Origin of the sequence: Blautia sp. OF03-13, from assembly GCF_003460685.1 — a bacterium.
GTDB classification, from domain to species: domain Bacteria; phylum Bacillota; class Clostridia; order Lachnospirales; family Lachnospiraceae; genus Fusicatenibacter; species Fusicatenibacter saccharivorans.
On the sequence record NZ_QTVR01000004.1, the window covers coordinates 138,418 to 160,251 of the forward strand.

Sequence of the window (21,834 nt, forward strand, 5' to 3'; positions counted from 1 at the left end):
GCTGCTCTCCTCCTTAAAGATTTTCACCATAGCGAAGGAATTTCTTCAGTCCCATGGAAATAACAAATACAACAATACCCATGACAATACCACAAGCGGCCGCATACCCAAAATCGAAATAATTGAACGCCCTCCGGTAAATATAATCCATAACAACATCTGTTGTTCCGAGCGGATCTCCTTTTGTCAACAGGAATACCTGAATAAAGATATTCATTGCACCGTTAATCAGATTAATCAGTAGATAAAGCGTAGTTCCTCTTAATCCAGGAAGTGTAACGTGGAAGAATTTCTGAACCGCATTGGCTCCATCCATCGTTGCAGCTTCATACTGATCTGATGGGATTCCAAGAAGACCGGCGGTGTAAATGATCATAACCCAGCCATAGCCCTTCCAGATTGAGCAGATCCAGATAACAAAGTTTCCTGTCCATGTATTCTTCAACCATGCTACCGGCTCTTTTAAGATTCCGATGGTAGTCAGACAGTAGTTTACAAGACTTCCTTCATCCGGTTGGAAAATATAATCAATGATATTACAGAAAACAACCCAGTCACAAATAACTGCAATATATAAGAGTACTTTATATACATTTTTTCCTGTTTTCAGGTTATGAATCAAAACGGCAACGATCAGGCCAAGAACCAACTGTCCTGGCACAGTAACCAGAACTGCTAAAATATTATTTCGAAATGCAATCCAGAAAAAATAGGCATCAGATCCTTTTGTTGAAATATCTTTGAACATTTTAGCAAAATTACTTATTCCAACAAATGTATTTTCCGAACCTGGCATAATGCTATAATTTGTTAGTGCAATATAAATATTCTTAATTTGTGGATATAATACAAAGACAATAAATAAGGTCATTCCCACTGCAAGGAAGGGCAAAACGGCCAACCATTGTTTCAGACCTTTGGAAAATCTTTCTGATAAAGGTTTTTTCATAACAGATACCTTTCTGGGCTGCTTTTTATCGCCCTATAAACAATTTCCACAGGCAAGAAAGCCTGTGGAAATTTGTTTCATCTTTCTTGAATTATGATGCCTCACCTGCAAGCAATGCATCCAGTTCCGGAGCAATCTTATCGAGTGCGGACTGTGCCGTATCCTCATGAAGAACTGCGCTCTGGAATGCTACAGAGAGTTTATCTGAAATTTTCTCCCATGCCGGAGATGGGGTACGGGATACAGCTCCCTCAAGCTGTTCAATATACGTACTCATATTCGGTACTGCTTGTACTTCTTCAGATTCGGCAATTGTTTTTACAGTCGGGATCAGATGTCCACCGCCTACAGCCTGTGCTGTCTGAGAGAATTCACTCATTAAGAACATTGCAAATACCCAGGATGCTTCTTTCTTATCGCTACTCTCAAACATAACCAGATCCTCGCCACCGTTAACGGTAAGAGATCCGGCTTTACCAGCCGGCAGAAGTCCTACTTCTACTTTTGCCAGATTTTCTTCATCATCATTTGTGAAGAACCATGGACCCTGATAACTAAACAGATAATTTCCATCGTAAAGACCATTTGCTGCATCCGGCTTTCCACCTGTGAAGCAAGGTCCAATAATTCCTTCATCATACCACTCAACGATAGTCTCCAGTGCCTTTACACTATCTTCACTGTTGACATAACCAGATGCTTTCGTATAGTCCTCATTGGTATAAACGCCGCCCAGAGAATGAAACAATGGAGCCATAGCCCAAGAGTTTGCCCCCTCGCATGCGATCAGATACTGATCTGAGCCAAGCTTGTCCTTCAATGCAACAACTTCATCGTAAGTTGTCGGAATACTGTCAATATTCAGTTCCTCCATCATGGTCTTACTGTAAACGCCTGACAGACAGTTTGTGTTCAATGGCAATCCATAATATTTTCCATTGTAATAATTAGTACTCAGCGGTCCTTCGTACAGATTATCTTTCAGATCTGCAAATCCTTCCAGATCATCAACTGCTGCAAGTGCTCCCATCTCAGCAAGTTCTGGAACCCAGATAATATCCATTCGCATCAGATCCGGGCCTGTTCCACTGGAAAGGCTGGTAATAATCTGTTGCATCAATCCATCGTATGGCATTCTTACAGCATCAACATGAATATTTGGATACTGTTTTTCAAACTCAGGAATAATGGTATCTACAAGAACCTCTTCCTCTGAATCACCATGTGTATGCCAATAGGTAATCGTTACATCGTCTCCATCGTACTGGATACCTGAACCAGAAGCATCTGAGCCTGCGTTGGATGCTTCAGATGCGCTGGCGCTGGCACTGCCATTGTCAGAAGAACTCTTTGTATCCCCACTTTTGGAATTGCTTCCGCATCCAAAAAGCATGGATGCTGCAAGGATTGCTGATAGTGAAACTGCTAATGTTTTTCTTTTCATCTCTTTTCCTCCTTTAGAAAAGTTCGTTTTTGTTATAATCTATTTTTATACTTTTTTTTATCTTTTCTCAAGACGCTTTCTTATCTAATCTATACAGTATTTTTACTTTATATCACTTTTTTATAGACTTTTTAACGAATTTCGATTAATATGTTATTGTGCAATCTTTATGGTATGTGATCATTTTTCCTTTTTTATTCATGGTTAATCTACAATTCAAAAGAGGGCAAAGCATATGGAAATTATCGAATATGAACCAATCAATTTGTATGACGGACGCTTTTGCAAGGTATTTCATTCTGACTGGATTCAGTTAGAAAAACCTAAAGATGTAAATTCAGCACCGCATTTTCACTGGCATAACAGTTTTGAATTTAACTGTTCTATTTCGGGAACACTGCGCTGTGAAATCGGCTCTACTATGACTTATGCAAAAGATAATGATTTTCTTTTTGTGAACCCAAATGTTATTCATAAGTCACTTGAAGTTTCTGCCTCCTTTCTAGGATTTGCAGTGCTTGTTCCTGTCTCTATCATACAGCTTTTTTTTAACCCAGATAGTAAAAACTACCCTATTATAGAACAGGATGTTGTGAACAGACATCGGAAAGAAATCATAGAACTTCTTATGGATATCTACCGATATTCACGATCCGAAAAACCGGTTGATCTCCTTGGGATGAATGCCTGTGTTCTCCAAATTTTTCATATCCTTCTCTCTGAAAGCATGGCTGCTCCGACTTGTACTACCCCCCCCCCGATCCAAATTAGAGGATTCGATTTCTTTTACCGAATATCTGGCAGCACATTATAGAGAACATATCACTCTAGAAAGTGTTTCCGAACATTTTGGCTTCAATCCGACCTATTTTTCCAGAATATTTGCCAAAAAAACAGGTCGCAATTTTAATGTCTATCTTTCTTCGCTCCGATTAGACCATGCGACCCACCTCCTTGAAACTACGACTTCTTCTATTCCTGATATTTCAGAAGAAAGTGGTTTTTCCAGTTCCCGCGCTTTTATTGAAATGTTTAAAAAAGTAAACGAACTCACGCCAAAACAATACAGGGACCAATGCAACGAGCACAAAAAAGTGCATCACTCCAATGACTGATTTTTTTCTTCTGACGTGCAGGCATGTGGTTCTTCTAATACTGCACCGACGTTTCTCCGTATCCTAGAGCGTGTCTGAAAAAGGCTTTTACGCTAGACGTTGATATGCCTAACATCAAAACAGCTCAAGTGCATTTCTGCACCTGAGCTGTTTTTCTGCTTTTTCAACTATAATTGCATCATGCAAGCGGCCTTACGCTTCCTTCCGTAATTCCATTCTCATTAAACGCATCGACTCTCACATACACCGTTTCGCCATAAATCAAATCCTTTTCAAAATCTTTCATGTCTCTTTTCTCCTATGCTTGTATAATGTTCTCAGAAACAAGGTGGTCACTACTGTTTCCAATACTGATACGCAGTTTCATTCCGCTGCTGACGGTTTCCATGTTTTTGCCATAATATGAGAATTCTTCCTGGTCAATAAAGAAATCTACATCCTTCTTTTCTCCCGGATCCAGAAAGACTTTCTGAAAACGGACAAGCTCTTTCATCGGACGCACCACAGATGCATGTAATGTTTCGTAATAACACTGAACGACCTCTGCCCCCGCAATATTGCCTGTATTACTTACCTTACAATGTACATGCACTCTTTTGTCCTGTTCCATCCGAACTTCAACATCCGAAACATCAAACTCTGTATAGGATAATCCAAAACCAAATGGATATAATGGTGTATTGGGAATATCCATATATCTGCTGGTGAAACGGTTCTCCAGGTTATCTGCAGTAAGCACATGCCCGGTTTTTACATCCCAGTAGCTTATGGGCACCTGCCCCACACACCATGGGATACTCACAGATAATTTGCCGGAAGGGTTTAATCTGCCATACACAATATCTATGATTGCTTCAGCTCCCATAGTGCCGGGTCTCCATGCCATAATGACAGCCTTGGATCTTTCCGATATCCTCCGCAGGTCCAATGGTCTTCCTGTAATTACCACAGTCACAATATTACTTGTACGTTCTGCTATTTTTTCAAATAACACCTGCTGTTCCTCCGGCAAAGTCAGAAATGCCCTGCTGGCAGCCTCTCCTGACTGGGACTCATGTTCACCCAGTACACATACAACCGTATCTTCATGGGTTATCGTTTCCAGCCACTGCTCATCCCTTGGCTTGTCAGACAATTCCTGTTCCACCTGCCATACCTTACACTCTTCATCAGAAAGAATATTGCATCCTGTAATACATTCTGCTTCTATCTGCTTTTTTTGCAAAACATCTTCTATTGTTTCAACTGCCTCATGTTCTCCAAAAATTGACCAGCGGCTTAATAGTTCTCTTGACGCTGTATAAGGACCTGCCCAGATAACTTTCTTCTTCCTGCTTAATGGCAGCAGCTTTTCATTTTTCAAAAGGACACAGCTTTCGCCCGCCAGCTGATATGCCTTTTCCCGGTTATGCAAAGTCAGTTTTCCACTCTTTCCAAGACCGGCAAACGGATTTTCAAAAAGCCCCAGCTGATTTTTCATCATCAGGACCCGGAATGCACTTTCATCAACAAACGCTTTCGGGATTTTTCCGCTTTCTACCAGTTTTTCCAGACACAGCATATAAGCAGGACTCATCATATCAATGTCTACACCGGCTTCTGAAGCCTGGATTGCTGCTTCTTCCATATCAGCTGCCACTCCCTGTTCTTCCAGCTGACCTATGGAGCCCCAATCTGAAATTACAGTTCCCTCAAATCCTTCCTTATCCCGCAGAAGCCCTTTAAGAAGTTCCTTATTTCCGCTTATCGGTTTACGATCAATAGCATTAAAAGCTGTCATGACCATAGCAGGCTTTGCTTTTAATGCCATACGGAAAGGTTTTACATACTGTTCCAGAAATGTCCGCTTGGATATTTCAACATCATTATATTCCCTTCCTGCATTCACTGCCCCATAACCCGCAAAATGCTTCAGGCATGCCGCTATTCCGGCATCATCTTTCTGCTGATAGCCATCTACCATTGCTTTTCCCATGATCCCATTTACATATGGATCTTCTCCAAAGGATTCCATCATCCTTCCCCATCTGGGATCTCTTGAAACATCAATCATAGGAGAAAATGTTGCTCTGAGCCCTTCTGAAGATGCCTCTGAGGCAGCTATAGAAGCCGCCTCAGACACCAGTTCCGGATGAAATGAACACGCCTGCCCCAACGGAATCGGAAAAATCGTCCGACATCCATGGATAACATCTGCCATAAAAAGAAGCGGAATATGATGGGGATGCTGTTCCATATATCTGCTCTGAATATCATAAATTTTATCTTTACCGATCACTCCAAGCACTGAACCGGCATATTGAATGATCCATTCCGGTGGTAACTGTTCGCCAACAACACCGGTGAGTACTGCCTCTTTATCAAAGTATACACCGGTGAGCTGCACCATCTGTCCTATTTTTTCCTGTAATGACATTTCTGACAGCAATTGCTGTAATTCATGTATTTCCATAAATACTCCTTATGTTCAATCCGTTTATTTCTAATGTTCATTTCTCCAAAGAGCACCTAAGCTGTTTTTCTGCTTTTTCAATATAATTGTATCATGCAAGCGGCCTTACGGTTCCTTCCGTAATTCCATTCTCATTAAACGCATCGACTCTCACATACACCGTTTCGCCTTCTACCAGCGCTCCAATATTTTGCTCCGGCATAAAGGTCATGCAGCTGTGATACAGCTTGTCCGGTGCAAAACCCCAGAGGACGTTGTATCCGACAGCGTCTGTCTGTGGCTCGATGGTGATACGCATATCCATAGTTCCGATCCGCTCTGCCTGGTACTGCGGTGCAGACGGTTTTTCGCCGTTACCGAATCCGAAGACGCGAAGACCGGAGATGCATGGATTCTGATTGTACGGCACTTCAAAAACGGTGAGTTTCAGATAACGGATCTGTACACCCTCTTCTTTTACGACGAAATCATGCGGCAAATTGGTTTCTGCGTCTGATTTATCTGCCAGAACAAAATAGTTTGTTCCATCGGCGGATGCCTCAAGCAGCCATCTGGTCTTATGCTGGCTCGGGTCAATATATCGTTCCCCCTGACGCTCGCCCGGCAGAGGTGCATCGATTTTGTCATCTGCAAAATTGATCTGTACGGCGCGGACATCTTTTACCTCACCAAGATCCATCGAAATCCACTCACCCGGCTGATTTCCGGCTGCGCGCCACCAGGTCTGGATATTTTCATCTGTCGCAAACGACGGTTCTCTGCCTTCTTCCGAGGACGATGCCGTCATTGCTTTCTGATAGCTTAAGAGATACCACTCCGGTTCTGCCCACGGTTCTTCTTTTGCCTGCTCCACCGCCATCGGCCAGTCACCGAACTGCTGATTGCAGAACAGGACACCATCTTTGTCGAAGCCTGCCCGCCAGATGCCGACGCGACGCTCCATATCGTGGTTTTTGCTGATCTGCATTGTCGCGGTATGCCACCAGTTTCCATAGCGGTCTTCCATCGTCGAACCGTGGCCTGCACCGCGCAGGAATCCGCCCGGTTTATAGGAATATGGATTGTTCTTTGCCAGACGGAACGGGCCAAGCGGGGAATCACTCTCGTAAACACCGTCACCGTAAACGTTGTATTCCGTTCCCGGGCCGGCATACTGGAGGTAATAGGTTCCGTCATGCTTCGTCATCCATGCGCCCTCGATAAACGGTCTCTGACTGAACATAATTTTGGCAAATCCGATCTGCTCCTCCGTCAGATGATCCGTATCTTTTCCCTGTGCTTTCAGAAATTCTTTGAATTTTTCAATAGCTTCTTCTTCACTCAGCGGCATTTTGGAATGATTTTCTCCGACGCGCTCGTATCCGATTTTTTCCGGCTGACCGTAGATCAGTTCTTTTCTCTCGGTCTTTGGAACCATCGTCTCCGGGTCAAGCTCCACGCCCCAGATCGGAGTCACGTTATTGCATCCCCAGTAAAAATAGAGCTTTCCGTCATCATCAAGAAACAGGTTCGGATCCCAGAAATCGAAGGTTCCCGGGATCCGCTCAAACGGACCGTTTAAGATATCTTTCGTGCGGTAAAAATCGCAGATCGTGCCACGACGGGATGCGCTGAAATACACGTAATCGCCGACCACGCGCACATCCGGCGCATAGTCATACAGCGGCAGGCTGTCCGGCAGCCGGTGGCTCTCCCAGTGCACCATATCCTCCGAAACCCAGACACTCAACGTCATGGACGCAAAAATATAATATTTTCCCTGAAATAAAATCATCGACGGATCGGCGGCCTCGCGGGAAATCTTGTCCTCGCCGCTTCTCATATCCTGAATGAACTGGTAACGGTAATCCATATTTAACGGATTGCAGAAATACTGTTTTTTCATCAAACTTCCTCTTTCCGGACGGTACGTAAAAACCCCTGTTCGTACATCCTTTTTTCTTATGATAGAAAAAGTTTAGCATATCCCGCAAAGAAAGAAAATGTTCTGATTTGACTTTTTTGTTGCACTTTTTGGACTGTTTTTTTGTCTCAGGTATTGGACAAATTCCTGTGTTGGATTTATAATTCGTGTAATTTCAAATTGCAGAAAACAAGATCTGCAAGCCGAGTTTTCAGCATGGATCGAGGTTGGAATGGAATGCGGCGATTTTACCCTGATACTGCAATCAGGAGAGAAACGTGCAAAGATAGATTTGAGTCAATTCACAGAAGAAAAACCGGAACCTTTCCCGATAAACACCGTTTTCGTACCGAAACAGCTTCTCGCAAATGTACTTCAGGCCGGAAAAGAGTTTTGCCTGGGTGCAAAAAATCTGAACCCCACAACGAAGGATTCTGCAATTGGAAAGGGAATCCAGATGATCGCCAGACAGACACAAGAAGTATTTGCAGACTGTCATGACGGAGATACAAACATCCGGGTCAGCACATGGATTGAAAAGCTGCTGGCTGTAAAAGACAATCTTGAATATGGAATTGTCAGTTCGGAAAGAACGACAAATCGCTGGGCCTATATGGATGAAAAGCTTCTTATGATGGATTTCCGTACAGCTTTGGCACAGAATTTATACCAGCTGAATGTCTTGCCGATTGAAGCAAATGGTGCAATATTTGATCCTCATATCCATGATGCAGTACACATCGAAGAGACAGACCAGGTGGAAGAAGACAGAGTTGTCGGGGAAATACAGAAAGGCTACTTCTTCGGTGAAAAACTGTATCGACCGACAAAAGTTATTGTTTCTCAAAATCCCTGTCAAAAATAATACTCTGCCATGTGTGTCTTGATATATACGAATCAATTTCTCAAACGCACAGATCATTAACCGATATATAAATTAAGGGTGAAGAGGAGCCTGTTTTTAAAGCTCCTCATTACCCTTGACAAACCCTAAAAGAATTTAACCGAATCAACCAAGTTCTGATAAGCTGTGAAGCAGCTATTCAGTTATGAGCAAGTAACGAAGCGGATTGCGAATATCCGCTTTGGCTTTACAGACTGTTCCACAGTACCCCGGAAAATCTGTTTCTTGCAACTCTCACTCCACAGGACTGATTTTTTATGTCATTTCTGTATTTTTTCCTTCCATTTCTGTATTGTTTTTATGAAGACATGCTCTTTTTGCTTTTCATCTTCCTGTGCCTCATACTTAGATAATAAGGAATTAAGTTCCCTATCCCATACCGAATAAAATCGAACGGTTTTTACTTCTTCCTGTATCGTTTTGATTTGTTTTTGATCTTGTCTCGAAAGACTCCGCATTCGTTTTTCTAGTTCCTTTTTGTAAATAGAAACCCCTTGCGGAAATCTTATATTGCTTGCCTCTCTTCTATCTTCTAACTCTATTCCTTTTCCCGATAAAACTTCTTCACTGTATAGCATTTGTAAAAAGGAGACTGCTTTTAAAGGTTGCTTTGTATTCTTATTAATTCCTGCATAAAGTGTAACATTTGCAGTGAATCCGCCTTCCTGATTCGGCATTGCAAATACCGTATGAACTGTTTTTTCACCTCCAAGTTCTTCCAAATCATTTAGACTTACTACTCCTGTATCTTTTATTTTCCAATTTAAAGCTAATGATCTTGTTTTTAATGCTACTGTTTCATCCAAAACTTTTTTTATCTGCTCTTCCGAATATAGAAGTGTTTTTTTCTTATAATCAACTACCTCACTAAATGTATCAAAAAATTGAACCCCACTTCTTTGCCCTACAATCTGTTGAATTGCTTTTTCTTTTTGTCTGGCTAATTCCAGCCAATTTCTTGATATTTCTGTATTTTCCGGTAAATCCTGTGTTGTAAATGCATATAGAAAATAATCGTATGTCATAGGAAGCAGTATTTGTTCCTCATTAGCCATACCTGCAGACAAAATCTTCTCTTCTAAAATATCTATATCAAAATATTTCATGTATGGTTTCAACGAAAGAAAGGTTCCCTGATACATTTCTTTTTGGGGGTCCTCAAAAACAACTACTCTTTGCTCACTCCAGGTCGGATTCGGCCCTTCTGCCAAAAATACATCCGGCCCTTCTCCCGTCGTAATTTCATTCTGGATCTCCTGTACTTTTTCTTCCGAAGCCTGTTGCCCTGATGGGATTACCATTAGTTCCACTCCATTATTTTTATATATTTTCTTCCAGGCTGCCACTATTTGAAGTACCGTTTTTTTATTTTCTTCATCAACACAAATTTTTAATGGCATTTCCGTTTTCTCAATTTCAATCTTGGCTTGTGTATCTGCATATACCGTTTCTGCATTTAAGCTCCCACTGACTAATGTGATGTTAATCAGAATCAAACCAAAAATTTCTTTCAACCTTTTTCCCATCATTATGCTACCCCCTATGTTTCTATATAGCACAAGGCTATTGCATGACTTCTGTTTTTTTACATATCATACAACAGCCTTGTGTTTTAACCATTAATTATCATATCCGTGACAAATTGTTCTTGTTTCTTTCACATTAGCAGTATTTCCTGCGTTACAATTTAAACATTTTGTAGTTTTTATTCCTGTTCTATACTGCTTCAAATCAGTTCCCCATGCGTGACCATGAGTACATGTAACTGTACCACTGCTTATCCAGCTTCCCCATACGGTTGACGATGTTATTCTTCCTCCACATCTCGGGCAAACTGCAGCATACGGCATAATTTCTTCATACGCAAAAATATTCTTACTTTCGATAACATCCGCTTTTGTTACATTGGCAGAAAATGTACTGGCCAACATTAAGGTCATTAGAAAAATGGAAATTTTTTTCTTTACCGCTTTCATACTTTTCTCCTTAAAAATTTATTATACCTGTCAACGTACGTTCTACATTTGTATAACAAAAAATACCATACTTCCTACTTTTTGTCAATCTTTTTTCTACATTTGTCTAATTAATCATTATACCCATGGCAGACTATTTTTTCTTGCCTGATCTTTATCTCAAAAAAATTTCCACATTCATTACACCTGATTTTTTCTACTCCATATCTGGCTTTCTGTAAGTCATCTCCCCATGCATATTGATGTGTACATACTACATTTTTTTCATTTTCCCATGCATTCCAAACCACTTCTCCTTGTACCGCAGCTTTGCATTTGGGACAATTTTCTATATGCGATGATGACCATATTTGTCGCGCTATTTGCATTTCCGAAAAACTCAAAATAATTATTCCAAAAAGAAAAACAGTGACGTATATTCGAAGTTTTTTTCTTGCTAAAAACACATTGTAAAATCGTTCTTTCAGTATCTCTGTTTCTGATACCATTGAAACAACTCCAGACAATTCTTTTTTCGTTTGTTTTGAAGCCACTTTTAAAATAACATTGCAATAATCTTTCCGTTGCGTCAGATTCATATGTTTTGTAACAGTCTCATCACAGACACATTCGATATCTATATTTGCCATTTTTTGCACCCACAGCATTGGGATACAAAACCAATAAACATCCCTTATAATTTGAAGAAACCTTTTATACCATAAATCGTGTTTTTTCTGATGTGTCAATTCATGTAAAAAAATCAAATACCATTCTTCATAGGAGTAATTTTCCATTTCCAGCATTTCTTGTGGAATCAATACTTTTGTATTTCGTACACCAAACAACATAGGAGAATAAAAATCTTGATTTTCACAGACCCATATTTCTGTTTTTTTTATTTTACAAACTTCGCTTGCTTTTTTTAGAGCTTCTAATACGGAATTTTTTTGCATCTTTTTACATTCTGCAAATATTCTTTTTTTCCATATTCTATATTGTATTGCGTGAAACAAAAGACATAAAATCATCCCTGCAATCCATATATACAGCAAAAATTTTTCGCCTGACATCCACCTTCGAATTGAAACGTTTCCCATTTTCGTCATGATCGCGGTCTTTTGATTTTGTTCCCCGATATAATATGCCGGCATAGAAATCATAAAAGGATGTTGCCGAAATTTCTCTGTCACACTCCAAAATGGAAAGCACATTTTAAGTGTCAGAAGTATCCAGACTATCTTTCTCCAGTAATGACCGAGCCTTTTCCCCATTATTTTTTGTACAACATATGCCATAAATGCGACTATGCCTATTGAAAGATTCCACTTTATGATAAATGCCATCTGTAACTATATCCTCTACACCACTTTTTCTATTTTTGTCTGTCAATAAATTCCTGCAATTGCTTAACCTCTTTTGAGCTAAGTTTTTCTCCATCATACAGTGCCGATGCGAATTTTGCTAATGACCCTTGAAACATTTTATCTAACATGTTTTTTCCAACCGTGCCTATATAATTTTCTTTTTCTACTAATGGTACATAAAGATTTGATTTCCCGTTCCTCACTTTTTGAATAAATCCTTTTTTTTCCAAACGAGTAAGCAATGTTAAAATGGTACTCGGTGCAACATTTTTCTCTACATTCAACTTTTCTTCAACTTGAAATCGACTGACAGGTTCCTCATATTCCCATATAATCATCATAATTTCCTGTTCTGATTCTGGTAATTTTTTCATTTCTACTCTCCGCTTTTCTCTACTTTGATCAGATTATAGCATATTTTCCAGAAAATTGTTGCACTTTTTGGGACTGTTTTCCGCCTTCCGAAGCTAGTACATCGTTTTCGAAATAACTATACCACTCACTTGTCTGCAAATCTGATTGCACAGGCATAAAAGCCTCGGCGTAGCCCGCTACGCCTACATTTTTATACCTGCACACTCGAATCTGCATCCTGCGTGATTGGTATAGTTATTTACAAAACGATGTACTAGATTCTAGCATGATTCTTGATTTTTTCTTCCGTTTCGCATAGCTTTGAATGCACTTCAAAAGCACCGGCCAAATGGTCGGTGCTTAAATAATGGTTTCATCAAAAATGGTTCATCCTATACCACACATAAATATGCAAAATATCCTGCATAGCATAAAAGCATAACGACACCACACGTTTTCCGTAATTCCCTGTTCTTGTACGTCCCAATCCATAAAACCAGACCTGCCAGAATTGCGATTCCTGTGTCTACAATAAATTTAGTTTCAAATGGCACAGGACAGATCAGTGCGGCTGTTCCAATTACAAATAAAATGTTAAAAATATTGCTTCCGACAATATTTCCGATTGCAATCCCTGCATTTCCTCTTTTTGCCGCTGTCACAGATGTTACCAGCTCTGGAAGAGATGTTCCGAGAGCAACAATCGTCAGTCCGATAAAACGCTCACTCATTCCAAAGTATCGTGCAATCTCGGTTGCCCCGCTGACGGCAAAATCACTTCCTTTTACAACCAGGACGCCGCCTGCCACCATCAAAAGAAGACATTTCCAGACAGGATAATTTTTCGCTTCCTCCTCTTCCGGATTTTCCCCTTTTTTTGACATTACAAACAAATATCCAAGATATACAAGAAACAGTACCCATAAGACTATGCCCTCGGCAAACGTTACTTTTCCTCCTGTCATTCCGCATATCATTAAAACTACCGTAACAAACATCATAAACGGTATTTCATAAAACAAGGTAGACCTTTGTATTGCCACATTTGTTATCAATGCCGTAAGTCCGAGAATAATAAAAATATTCAAGATATTACTTCCAACCACATTTCCTATCGTAATTCCTGCGTTCTGCTGCATCGCTGCAGTAATACTCACAGCAGCCTCCGGCATACTCGTTCCCATTGCAACAATGGTAAGTCCGATAATCAGCTGGGGAATTCCAAACTTTCTTGCTATGCTTGCAGACCCTTCCACAAACCAGTCTGCTCCTTTTACCAGAAAAAGGAAACCCACTATCAAAATCCCTGCCTGTAACATCATACATATCTTCCTCTCTTTCTTTTGCATTCTTTGCAGCAGGTGTTATAGGCATAAAAAAGAGACTCCTACTGCATCTACAGTAAAAGTCTCGCTATTTAATCACTTTCCGAGTTATTGAATATCAATAGCTGTACTGACGAAGAAGTGAACACGGTTGGCTAGCTACTCCCTTTTATTTTTCCAGTTTATCAAATTTCTTTTTTTTCGTCAACGTTTTTTATTTCTCTTTTTAAAAGAAAAAATAGAGTATGGATTGTTTCCATACCCTTTTGATTTTCACAAATCCTTTGTCTGATTCTGGTTTTATTACATCATCATTGAGGAAAATCATATCATTATTCTTACACCATGCCGGAATCCATCTTCTGCAAATCCAAAAAACCTCCAAACTGAATCACTCTGTATGATTTCAGTTTGAAGGTTCTGGTCATTCTTTATTCCAGGTTCATGCACAATCCCCAGTCCTGGTCATTGGCATACGGATCGGCAAAATCGGCTTTCTGACCGTTGACGGAATACGGATACAGGTACGCACAGGTCGCTGTTCCATCCTCAAAGAACATGGACAGCACGCCGCGCAGGGAATGCTCACCGCGAATATTATATTCTTCGTTTCCGGTCAGGCGGGCGTAGCGCTTGAAGGTTCGACCGTTTTCTGCGCTCCAATAGTGTGGGAAGGTGTCGCCGAAGACTCTGCGTTTTCCGAACCAGTAGCCGTCCCAGTGGCGGATTGCGGTTTCATGCAGATGGTAGTCCGGCTGCTGTCCGTCGAAAAGTTCGAGAACGGCGATCTGCTGCTCGGCTCCGCGCAGGTATTTTTCTTCCCCGGTCACTTCGTAAACCTGAAGAATAACTTCGGCCGCCGGCTGTACGATCGATTGCTCGTAATTTACTTCCGAAGCCGGATAAGCCGTTCCAATCTCAATCAGTTGATCAGCATGACGTCGGAACAGATCTCTTACTGTTTTCAGATCCTCCTGTTCTCCTGCTTTTTCCAGCTCTTGACAGAGCATCACAATCGGCATTTCAATCGGATAAAAACGGAATCCATCCTGTTCATAAAATTTTTCTGTGATACGAACTGCTGTCTTCAGATTTTCTTTTTCTCCCCACAGCTTCCAGCATTCAAGAAAGAATGTCACTGCCCATGGGTAGTTGTAAAGCCGGAAATAGCTGTTGTCCTTTCCGGAACAGTTGCAAACAAGACCTGTTGCTGCATTTACCAGCTCGCGAAGATAGAATGCATGGTACTCACGAAGACTCTGCTCCGCTTTTTCCCGGTCTTTTAAAAGATTCTGCTGCAGTGCCCGTGCAATCAGCACACCCATACCGGTACGCTCCCGTCCGGCATTGAAATCGTTTTCCGGCGTGCAGACGAGAATTTTTTCTTCGTTATCATACGGCAGATATGCGCCCTGCAGTTCTTTGATCTTTCCATGATACTGCTGGTGATCAACAATAAACGCACACCGTTTTGCAGCCAGTGTTTCCGGCCGCTCCTGCACGAGAAGACGGCAGGTGGTTTTCACCTCGTCGGCACAGATCGAAAGTACATACTCCCCTGTTTTTTCATTTTCAAACAGATATTCATAAACACCATTTTCCGTCTTTTCCAGCGATGTTCCGTTTACCGTTACATTTTCTGCCTGAAATACCGGTTCAATGGTTACCTTACTCGTCTCTCCCGGATAAATCACATACTGCTCCGCATCCACCAGAATCACCTGGGAAAATGCTCTTAATTTCTCCCGGAAATCTTCGCGTCCCTGATGCGGAAATACTTTCCACTCCAGCTTCATTGTATCTCCCGGCGCAAATTCCTGTGCGGACGGGTGCAGCCAGAAGCAGCCTCTGTCATTGCTCTGCAGTTTCAGATCGCGCTCCACGCTGTAAGCGGAAAGACTGCCTTTTGTGAGCACCATTCCCATATGCGGAGCCGCACCGCCCATGCGGAGCGCCATAATATAACTGGTATTCTCCCCACAGAAAACATGTGCATGGCACCGATAGTCACGGCAGGTCACACTGTCCGTGTAGCGGTCCTGCAACGGAAATGAAACCCCAATACTTCCGGCATTTGTAAAATACGGATGCGCACCGTTGTAAGAAACCACAATCTTCGTTGTCAGCACATCTCCGTTTTTCTCATTCTGCACCTCAGCCGAAAACTCCGGCGGGCATTTTACCTCGGCGTATGGGAAATCCTCCCGCAGCCAGTTCATCTGTTTTGGATCTTTGGAAAATACAATTTCTTTCACGTTCCCAACTCTCATTTTTTATTTCCCCTTTCGTTTTTTCTTTGATCCCGCTTTTTGAACTCCATGTAAAATTTATTTGCTGCTTTGATCATACTATATCTACATGCTCTTTTCTATATCTCTTTTTCCGTTTTACTTTATTTTTTCTTTCTTGCCGATAGTATTTTTTCTCAATTTTTGCTATACTGAAAATGTATGCGTATCAAACTCCGGCATTGCTCTTTCAAGCTGCCGACACATACATAAACTTCATAAAAGGGGGTATCTTTTTCATGGATACGTATGTCATTTTAAAAGACCTGGCAATCATTATCGTATTCGCAAAATTGTTTGGTATTCTTGCCAGAAAATGCAAGGCTCCGCAGGTTGTGGGCGAGCTGATTGCCGGTATTGTCCTTGGACCCAGTGTGCTGGGACTCGTTCAGCAGTCTGACTTTCTCGCACAGATGGCGGAGATCGGTGTCATTTTGCTGATGTTCTCCGCAGGTCTTGGCACCAGCCTGAAGGATCTGCTCCGCACCGGAGTGAAATCCCTGCTGATCGCCTGTGCCGGTGTTTTTGTTCCTCTCGTTCTTGGAGCCATCTTATACATGAGCTTTTATGGCTTCTCTGCTGTCGGAACGGAAGAATTTTACCACGCTGTTTTTATCGGTGTTATTCTGACTGCAACATCGGTCAGCATCACCGTACAGGCCTTGAAAGAACTCGGCAAGCTGAAAACAGAGGTTGGAACAACCATCTTAAATGCAGCCATCATCGACGATGTCATTGGTATCATTGTGCTGACTGTTGTCATCGGTTTTAAAGATCCGACATCCAATCCGCTGAAAGTAGCAGCCTCCACCATTCTGTTTTTTGCCCTTGCGATTGTGCTCGGTTTTCTCTGCTTTAAGCTGTTCAACCGCATGAACTCCGTATTTCCGCACACCCGCCGTCTCCCGATTCTGGGTCTTGCACTCTGCTTCGGACTGTCCTACATTTCCGAAAAATATTTCGGCATCGCCGATATTACCGGTGCATACGTTGCGGGCGTTATCCTGTGTTCCCTCGATTCTTCCGATTACATCGAAGAAAAAATGGATATCAGCTCCTATATGATTTTCGGACCGATTTTCTTTGCAAGTATCGGACTCAAAACAACGCTCAGCGGCATGAACGAGAAATTCGTACTCTTTGCCATCTGTTTCGTCATCGTCGGCCTTGTCGCAAAAATCATCGGCTGTGGCCTGATGTCAAAGGGATGCGGCTTTACCTGGGGCGACAGCCTGAAAATCGGTGTCGGTATGATGACCCGCGGTGAAGTCTGTCTGATCGTCGCGCAAAAGGGTCTGAATGCAGGCTTTTTATCCGGCGATTTCTTCAGTGCCGTGATTCTGCTGATTCTCTTCTCGAGTGTTGCAACACCGATTATACTGAAAATCTTATACGCGAAAATGCCGACGGCAAAAGATTCTGCAAAGGCATCCTGACTTTCCTTTTACCAAAACAGGGCGCTGTGCCATTTCCTGCACAGCGCCCTGTTTTTTTCGTATCAACCGGTAAGTTCTGATTTCTTCTACCACAGAATCTTCTCTGCCTCAGCTCCATCCGCAAACGGTCCCGGCATTGCTGCCACGCCGCGGTGCTCGCCGAGATAATCCTGATCGAAGATAATCGTGCTTCCGTCCGGATCTTCGAATCTCTGCTCCGGCTCGAAGGCGTATCCTAAAATATCACTGTTGATAATTCCCGTCCGGAAATCCTTCAGGAACTCATACACGTTCGTCTTGATGGAATAGTGGCCGTCTTTTTCCACAAGTTCCACCTTAACCTGGTTCTCGTTATCCATAAGATTCTCTTTTTCATTCACACACGCCTTTGCTCCGTTAAAGTAAGCGTTTCCGTTTACCCAAACCGGCAGATGGCATTTATTGTGATACGGCTCCAGCTTGCTCATGTCGGCCGGTTTATCCAGCTCAAAGTGGCTGATCCACTCGTCATAGGTCGGATACTCGTCGAACACATGCGTTCCGACCTCCTGGTTATCCTCCATCTTGAAGCCCATGTCCTCAACCGTTTCTGTTTCCTCAACCGGGTAATTCTGGATAAAGATGTTGTTGTAGAACCGGTCATCGCCATGCAGGAATGTCATGAATCCGGCAACCTCGGTACGGTGACGGATGTGATACGGCGTGTAACGGTCTCCTGTTCCGCCGCCAACTGCAGTTAATGAGCCAAGCATCAGATTGTGTACGCAGGCAATACCATCGGTCGCCATACGAACGCTGACCGGTGAGAGCATAATGTTGTTATCGATCAGTGTCGGACCATGGCCAACCTCGATGAAAATATCCTGACTCATCATTGCGCCCTCTGCTTTTGGTGTTCCCTCCGGCGGGCAGTTGTCGTGCAGCAGGTTCTGGGTCAGGCGTGTTCCCTGTGCCTCCCAGTCGCACCAGATGCCCATCGTACAATGATGAATGTGATTTCTTCTCATCACAACATCGATCGCTGCATGCATCTTGATACCGGAAATCTCGGCTCCGCCAAGCTGCTGCATATTGTTGATGTTGTGAATGTGGTTGTCCTCAATGATACTGAACACACCGCCCATCCGTCCGACAATACCGGTCTGCTCACAGTGATGGATGTGGCAGCGGCGGATGATATGGCTTCCGATGTTCTCCTTCGTCCAGCCGTGATACTGGCCGCGGCACACAGCATCACGCTCCATCTGGGTCGGGCTTTTTACGTGTTTTCTGGTAAAGTAATGGTCGTTCTCCGGATCGTAATATTTTCCGAGCGAAATACCGCAGCACTTGCTGTTGCTGACCTCACAGTCCTCAATAATCCATCCCTTCGACCAGTGCGGACCGATCATACCGTCCTGATAAGCAGCCGGCGGCGCCCATGTCGTTGCTGCCTTGCTGACATCAAATCCACTGAACGTAATGTAATTTACGCCTGTTTTCGACGGCATAAAGCAGTTCCGGCGCACGTTGATTTCTACTTTTTCCTCCGTCGGGTTTTTACCCTGGAAGTTTGCGTAGATGACCGTCTGATTTTTCTCTTTGTCCTGCTCGGTATACCATTTGTAAACCGACCACTCCGGCTCCCAGGACGGCGCATAAACCTCGCCCTTGATACACTCCTCGAGCGTCTCTGCCTCGTATAACTGGCGGTCATTCAGATAAACCGCGCCGGTATGGCGTACCACCGGTGCAAAATACCAGTCACCGCCGACCATTGTCGTGTATGGGTTATAATTGCCAAAAACTCCGTTGTCTACACGGCATACCCACACATTATCTTTGTAATGCTCCCAGTCATTCATCGTTTCCGCACCGGTGATCTTTGCGCCGAGCGGCTTCTCACTCTTATAGACGATTCTTGCATTCTCGGTTCCGCCGTTGACCGGATCAACATATTCGTGGTAAATACCAGGTGCAACCAGAACTTCATCTCCTGCCTTTGCAATTTTTGCCGCATCGTTGATGAACTTGAACGGCATCTCTTTTGTTCCGTTTCCATTCTTCGGAGCGGAATTATTGACATAGTAAATCATTTCTCTATACTCCTTTTTGTTATAGTAAAACCCGAAAACACTGCAAAAAAGGCTGTGACGCAATCATTCACTCTCTGCGGCGCTGAATTTTTTACGCTATTTTTTTGCGGGTCTATAGAATTTCTTTATGCTAATGCTTCTTCCGCAGCCTCTTTTGATGCAAACGGGCCCGGCAGCGGATGAATGCCCTGACGGTTTCCGAAGTAGTCATATCGGAACACGATCGGCGTTCCATCCGGATTCTCATATTTCTGTTCCGGCTCAAATGCCATGCCAAGCGTCTCCGTTGAGATCACTGCACAGGCATTCTGCGGCAGATAATCGTAAACATTGGTCTCCAGTTTCCATTTTCCGTTCTCTTCTTTTACACCGATGGTGATTTCATGCTCGGTATCCACTACAGCGTCCTGTTCCTGCTCTGCCGGCTTCGCCCCATTGAAGTAAACGTTGCCGCCAAGCCATACCGGCAGCTTCTCGTAATACAGATCCGGCGACTTTCCGGAGCCCATTCCGCAGTAGCCCTCAAATCTTGCCACGTACTCCTCCAGCGTCGGATATCCGCTGTACGGCACGGTTCCTGCTGTCAGATTTCCGTCATCCCACTCATTATCTCCGGTCAGTTTACGGATTTCTTCCATTCCCGCACGAACCGGCTTCTGGATGAAGATATTATTGTAGAACCGGCAGTCACCGTGAAGAACCGTCATAAATCCGTTGATCTCTGTGCGATGCGGCACATGGTACGGTGTGTAGCGTGGCGACGGCAGCTTGTCGGAGCCATTGTTGACACCGCGGCCGACAGCAGTAAACGATCCCGCGATCAGGTTATGTACTACCGCAACACCCTGTGTTGCCAGCTTCATCGCGCGGTCCGAAAGCAGTACGTTATTGTCCACCAGTGTCGGTCCGTGGGAAATTTCAATAAAGATATCCTCGCCGATACCGTCCATCCCCTCTGGATTTGCATTTTCCTCGTTCGGCAGCGTATTGTCATGGAACAGGTTCTGCGTAACACGTGTGCCCTGTGCCTGCCAGTCGAGCCAGAGGCCTCTCGTACAGTGATGGAAATGGTTTCTTCGAATGATCACATCGATTGCTGCATGCATCTTGATGCCGCCGATCTCCGCACCCGCAAGGTTCTGTTTATTATTGATATGGTGAATGTGGTTATCCTCAATAATCGAGAACACACCACCTAAGTGGCCTACAATACCCGTCTGTCCACAGTCATGGATGTTGCACCGGCGGATGATATGACTTCCGATATTTTCCTTCGTCCATCCCTCCCGCTGCGCCTGGCAGATACAGTCACGCTCCGTCTGTGTGCCGTCTTTGAATTTCCATTTGAGCCATTTATTATCATTGTTCGGCTGTCTGTATTTTCCAAGGGAAATACCCGAGCACTTCGAATCTGAAATTTCACAATCCTCAATGATCCATCCCTTTGACCAGTGCGGGCCAACCATACCTTCCTGATATGCCGTCGGCGGAGCCCACTGGGTTGCCGCCTGTTTTACAACAAAGCCGGACAGTGTGATGTAGCCGATGCCCTCCTTCGATGGATAAAAGCAATTCTCACGCACATTGATTTCTACGGTTTCTTCGTTCGGATTTTTTCCCTGAAAATTCACATAGAAAACGGTCTCATTTTTTTCTTCGTCCTGCTCCACATACCAGGTGTAAACCGTGAATGCCTGATCCCAGGATTTTTTATAGATCTCCGGCTTTTTCACCTTGTCTAGGCTCGTCACCTCATACATGGATTTTCCATTCAGATACACTTCTCCGGTGTGCGCCGTGTAGGATGCGATAAACCAGTCACCGCTGACCAGTGTCGTATATGGATTGTAATCCCCAAACAATCCGTTCGAAACGCGCGCTGTCCACACATCACCTTCCAAATGCTCCCAGTTATCCACAATTTCCGCACCGGTAATCACAGCTTTTCCCGGTTCCACAGAACGGTACACAATTCTTGCATCCTCACATCCCGCATTCGCCGGATCTACATATTCCCGATATACGCCAGGCGCTACAAGCACCTCGTCGCCGGGCCTTGCAATTTTTGCCGCCTCGGAAATCGTCTGAAATGGATATTCCTTCTGCCCATTTCCGCTTCGTACAGCATTTCCATCTACATAAATCTGCATTTTTCGCTTACCTCTCACTTCTTCACTTTTCATAAACTTTTATTGTGAATTTTCGCCAAAATCACATTACTCTTTTTCCGATTTCTGCCGTTCTTCACAATTTTCATATCTTAACCA

The 21,834-nt window shown here is 43.3% G+C and carries 16 protein-coding genes; 4 read left to right on the top strand and 12 right to left on the bottom strand.

Annotated features, from left to right (window positions below):
- Nucleotides 1–13: 13 nt before the first annotated feature.
- Nucleotides 14–661: a carbohydrate ABC transporter permease gene (locus DXA55_RS04375; RefSeq protein WP_238032975.1), complete on the bottom strand. Its 648-nt coding sequence runs from the start codon at nucleotides 659–661 to the stop codon at nucleotides 14–16.
- Between the two features lie 379 nt (nucleotides 662–1,040).
- A complete protein-coding gene (locus DXA55_RS04380) occupies nucleotides 1,041–2,393 on the bottom strand; it encodes an extracellular solute-binding protein (RefSeq protein WP_117813118.1) in 1,353 nt (450 codons plus the stop codon).
- Between the two features lie 235 nt (nucleotides 2,394–2,628).
- Here DXA55_RS04380 and DXA55_RS04385 point away from each other — a divergent pair, with 235 nt between their 5' ends.
- Together DXA55_RS04385 and DXA55_RS19515 are read left to right on the top strand one after the other, a co-directional pair.
- Nucleotides 2,629–3,207: an AraC family ligand binding domain-containing protein gene (locus DXA55_RS04385; protein WP_117813121.1), complete on the top strand. Its 579-nt coding sequence runs from the start codon at nucleotides 2,629–2,631 to the stop codon at nucleotides 3,205–3,207.
- Nucleotides 3,208–3,214: 7 nt separating this feature from the next.
- The gene (locus tag DXA55_RS19515; protein WP_416388228.1) at nucleotides 3,215–3,508 is read left to right on the top strand and encodes a helix-turn-helix transcriptional regulator; all 294 of its coding nucleotides are present in this window, start codon (nucleotides 3,215–3,217) and stop codon (nucleotides 3,506–3,508) included.
- 298 nt (nucleotides 3,509–3,806) lie between these two features.
- Here DXA55_RS19515 and DXA55_RS04395 read toward each other — a convergent pair whose 3' ends face one another.
- Nucleotides 3,807–5,960 carry a glycoside hydrolase family 3 N-terminal domain-containing protein gene (locus DXA55_RS04395; protein ID WP_117813125.1) on the bottom strand — a complete coding sequence of 718 codons (2,154 nt, stop codon included), beginning with the start codon at nucleotides 5,958–5,960 and terminating at the stop codon, nucleotides 3,807–3,809.
- Nucleotides 5,961–6,051: 91 nt separating this feature from the next.
- The gene (locus DXA55_RS04400) at nucleotides 6,052–7,845 is read right to left on the bottom strand and encodes a family 43 glycosylhydrolase (RefSeq protein WP_117813127.1); all 1,794 of its coding nucleotides are present in this window, start codon (nucleotides 7,843–7,845) and stop codon (nucleotides 6,052–6,054) included.
- Between the two features lie 475 nt (nucleotides 7,846–8,320).
- Between DXA55_RS04400 and DXA55_RS17025 the strand changes: the two genes are divergently transcribed.
- Nucleotides 8,321–8,728 (top strand): nucleotide exchange factor GrpE, encoded by a 408-nt coding sequence (locus tag DXA55_RS17025; RefSeq protein WP_158565034.1) that lies wholly within the window; start codon nucleotides 8,321–8,323, stop codon nucleotides 8,726–8,728.
- 299 nt (nucleotides 8,729–9,027) lie between these two features.
- On the opposite strand, the gene DXA55_RS04410 is transcribed toward DXA55_RS17025, so the two are convergent.
- The 6 genes from DXA55_RS04410 to DXA55_RS04440 all read right to left on the bottom strand — a co-directional run bounded on the left by DXA55_RS04410 (nucleotide 9,028) and on the right by DXA55_RS04440 (nucleotide 16,038).
- Nucleotides 9,028–10,296, bottom strand: a complete 1,269-nt coding sequence (locus tag DXA55_RS04410; RefSeq protein ID WP_117813131.1) for an extracellular solute-binding protein — start codon at nucleotides 10,294–10,296, stop codon at nucleotides 9,028–9,030.
- Nucleotides 10,297–10,386: 90 nt separating this feature from the next.
- Nucleotides 10,387–10,743: a hypothetical protein gene (locus DXA55_RS04415; RefSeq protein ID WP_022461240.1), complete on the bottom strand. Its 357-nt coding sequence runs from the start codon at nucleotides 10,741–10,743 to the stop codon at nucleotides 10,387–10,389.
- Nucleotides 10,744–10,853: 110 nt separating this feature from the next.
- Nucleotides 10,854–12,068, bottom strand: a complete 1,215-nt coding sequence (locus DXA55_RS04420) for a M56 family metallopeptidase (RefSeq protein WP_117813133.1) — start codon at nucleotides 12,066–12,068, stop codon at nucleotides 10,854–10,856.
- 29 nt (nucleotides 12,069–12,097) lie between these two features.
- The gene (locus DXA55_RS04425) at nucleotides 12,098–12,463 is read right to left on the bottom strand and encodes a BlaI/MecI/CopY family transcriptional regulator (protein ID WP_022461242.1); all 366 of its coding nucleotides are present in this window, start codon (nucleotides 12,461–12,463) and stop codon (nucleotides 12,098–12,100) included.
- 372 nt (nucleotides 12,464–12,835) lie between these two features.
- Nucleotides 12,836–13,765: a calcium/sodium antiporter gene (locus tag DXA55_RS04435; RefSeq protein WP_022461243.1), complete on the bottom strand. Its 930-nt coding sequence runs from the start codon at nucleotides 13,763–13,765 to the stop codon at nucleotides 12,836–12,838.
- Between the two features lie 434 nt (nucleotides 13,766–14,199).
- On the bottom strand, nucleotides 14,200–16,038 hold the full coding sequence (locus DXA55_RS04440) for a hypothetical protein (protein WP_055220366.1): 1,839 nt from the start codon (nucleotides 16,036–16,038) through the stop codon (nucleotides 14,200–14,202).
- A gap of 257 nt (nucleotides 16,039–16,295) precedes the next feature.
- On the opposite strand from DXA55_RS04440, the gene DXA55_RS04445 reads away from it, so the two are divergent.
- Nucleotides 16,296–17,492 (top strand): cation:proton antiporter, encoded by a 1,197-nt coding sequence (locus DXA55_RS04445; protein ID WP_055226128.1) that lies wholly within the window; start codon nucleotides 16,296–16,298, stop codon nucleotides 17,490–17,492.
- Between the two features lie 86 nt (nucleotides 17,493–17,578).
- Here the strand turns inward: DXA55_RS04445 and DXA55_RS04450 are convergent, their stop codons facing one another.
- Both DXA55_RS04450 and DXA55_RS04455 read right to left on the bottom strand, forming a co-directional pair.
- On the bottom strand, nucleotides 17,579–19,567 hold the full coding sequence (locus tag DXA55_RS04450; RefSeq protein WP_117813135.1) for a right-handed parallel beta-helix repeat-containing protein: 1,989 nt from the start codon (nucleotides 19,565–19,567) through the stop codon (nucleotides 17,579–17,581).
- A 125-nt stretch (nucleotides 19,568–19,692) separates the two neighbouring features.
- Entirely contained in the window at nucleotides 19,693–21,717 is a 2,025-nt protein-coding gene (locus DXA55_RS04455) for a right-handed parallel beta-helix repeat-containing protein (RefSeq protein ID WP_117813137.1), read from the bottom strand.
- Nucleotides 21,718–21,834: the final 117 nt, after the last annotated feature.

Excerpts from the sequence above, each read along its gene's own strand:
- DXA55_RS04415 (WP_022461240.1), bottom strand. The coding sequence starts at position 10,743 with ATGAAAGCGGTAAAGAAAAAAATTTCCATTTTTCTAATGACCTTAATG.
- DXA55_RS04425 (WP_022461242.1), bottom strand. The coding sequence starts at position 12,463 with ATGAAAAAATTACCAGAATCAGAACAGGAAATTATGATGATTATATGG.
- DXA55_RS04420 (WP_117813133.1), bottom strand. The coding sequence starts at position 12,068 with ATGGCATTTATCATAAAGTGGAATCTTTCAATAGGCATAGTCGCATTT.
- DXA55_RS04455 (WP_117813137.1), bottom strand. The coding sequence starts at position 21,717 with ATGCAGATTTATGTAGATGGAAATGCTGTACGAAGCGGAAATGGGCAG.
- DXA55_RS17025 (WP_158565034.1), top strand. The coding sequence starts at position 8,321 with ATGATCGCCAGACAGACACAAGAAGTATTTGCAGACTGTCATGACGGA.
- DXA55_RS04440 (WP_055220366.1), bottom strand. The coding sequence starts at position 16,038 with ATGAGAGTTGGGAACGTGAAAGAAATTGTATTTTCCAAAGATCCAAAA.
- DXA55_RS04395 (WP_117813125.1), bottom strand. The coding sequence starts at position 5,960 with ATGGAAATACATGAATTACAGCAATTGCTGTCAGAAATGTCATTACAG.
- DXA55_RS04445 (WP_055226128.1), top strand. The coding sequence starts at position 16,296 with ATGGATACGTATGTCATTTTAAAAGACCTGGCAATCATTATCGTATTC.
- DXA55_RS04410 (WP_117813131.1), bottom strand. The coding sequence starts at position 10,296 with ATGATGGGAAAAAGGTTGAAAGAAATTTTTGGTTTGATTCTGATTAAC.
- DXA55_RS04435 (WP_022461243.1), bottom strand. The coding sequence starts at position 13,765 with ATGATGTTACAGGCAGGGATTTTGATAGTGGGTTTCCTTTTTCTGGTA.
- DXA55_RS04380 (WP_117813118.1), bottom strand. The coding sequence starts at position 2,393 with ATGAAAAGAAAAACATTAGCAGTTTCACTATCAGCAATCCTTGCAGCA.
- DXA55_RS04450 (WP_117813135.1), bottom strand. The coding sequence starts at position 19,567 with ATGATTTACTATGTCAATAATTCCGCTCCGAAGAATGGAAACGGAACA.
- DXA55_RS04400 (WP_117813127.1), bottom strand. The coding sequence starts at position 7,845 with ATGAAAAAACAGTATTTCTGCAATCCGTTAAATATGGATTACCGTTAC.
- DXA55_RS04385 (WP_117813121.1), top strand. The coding sequence starts at position 2,629 with ATGGAAATTATCGAATATGAACCAATCAATTTGTATGACGGACGCTTT.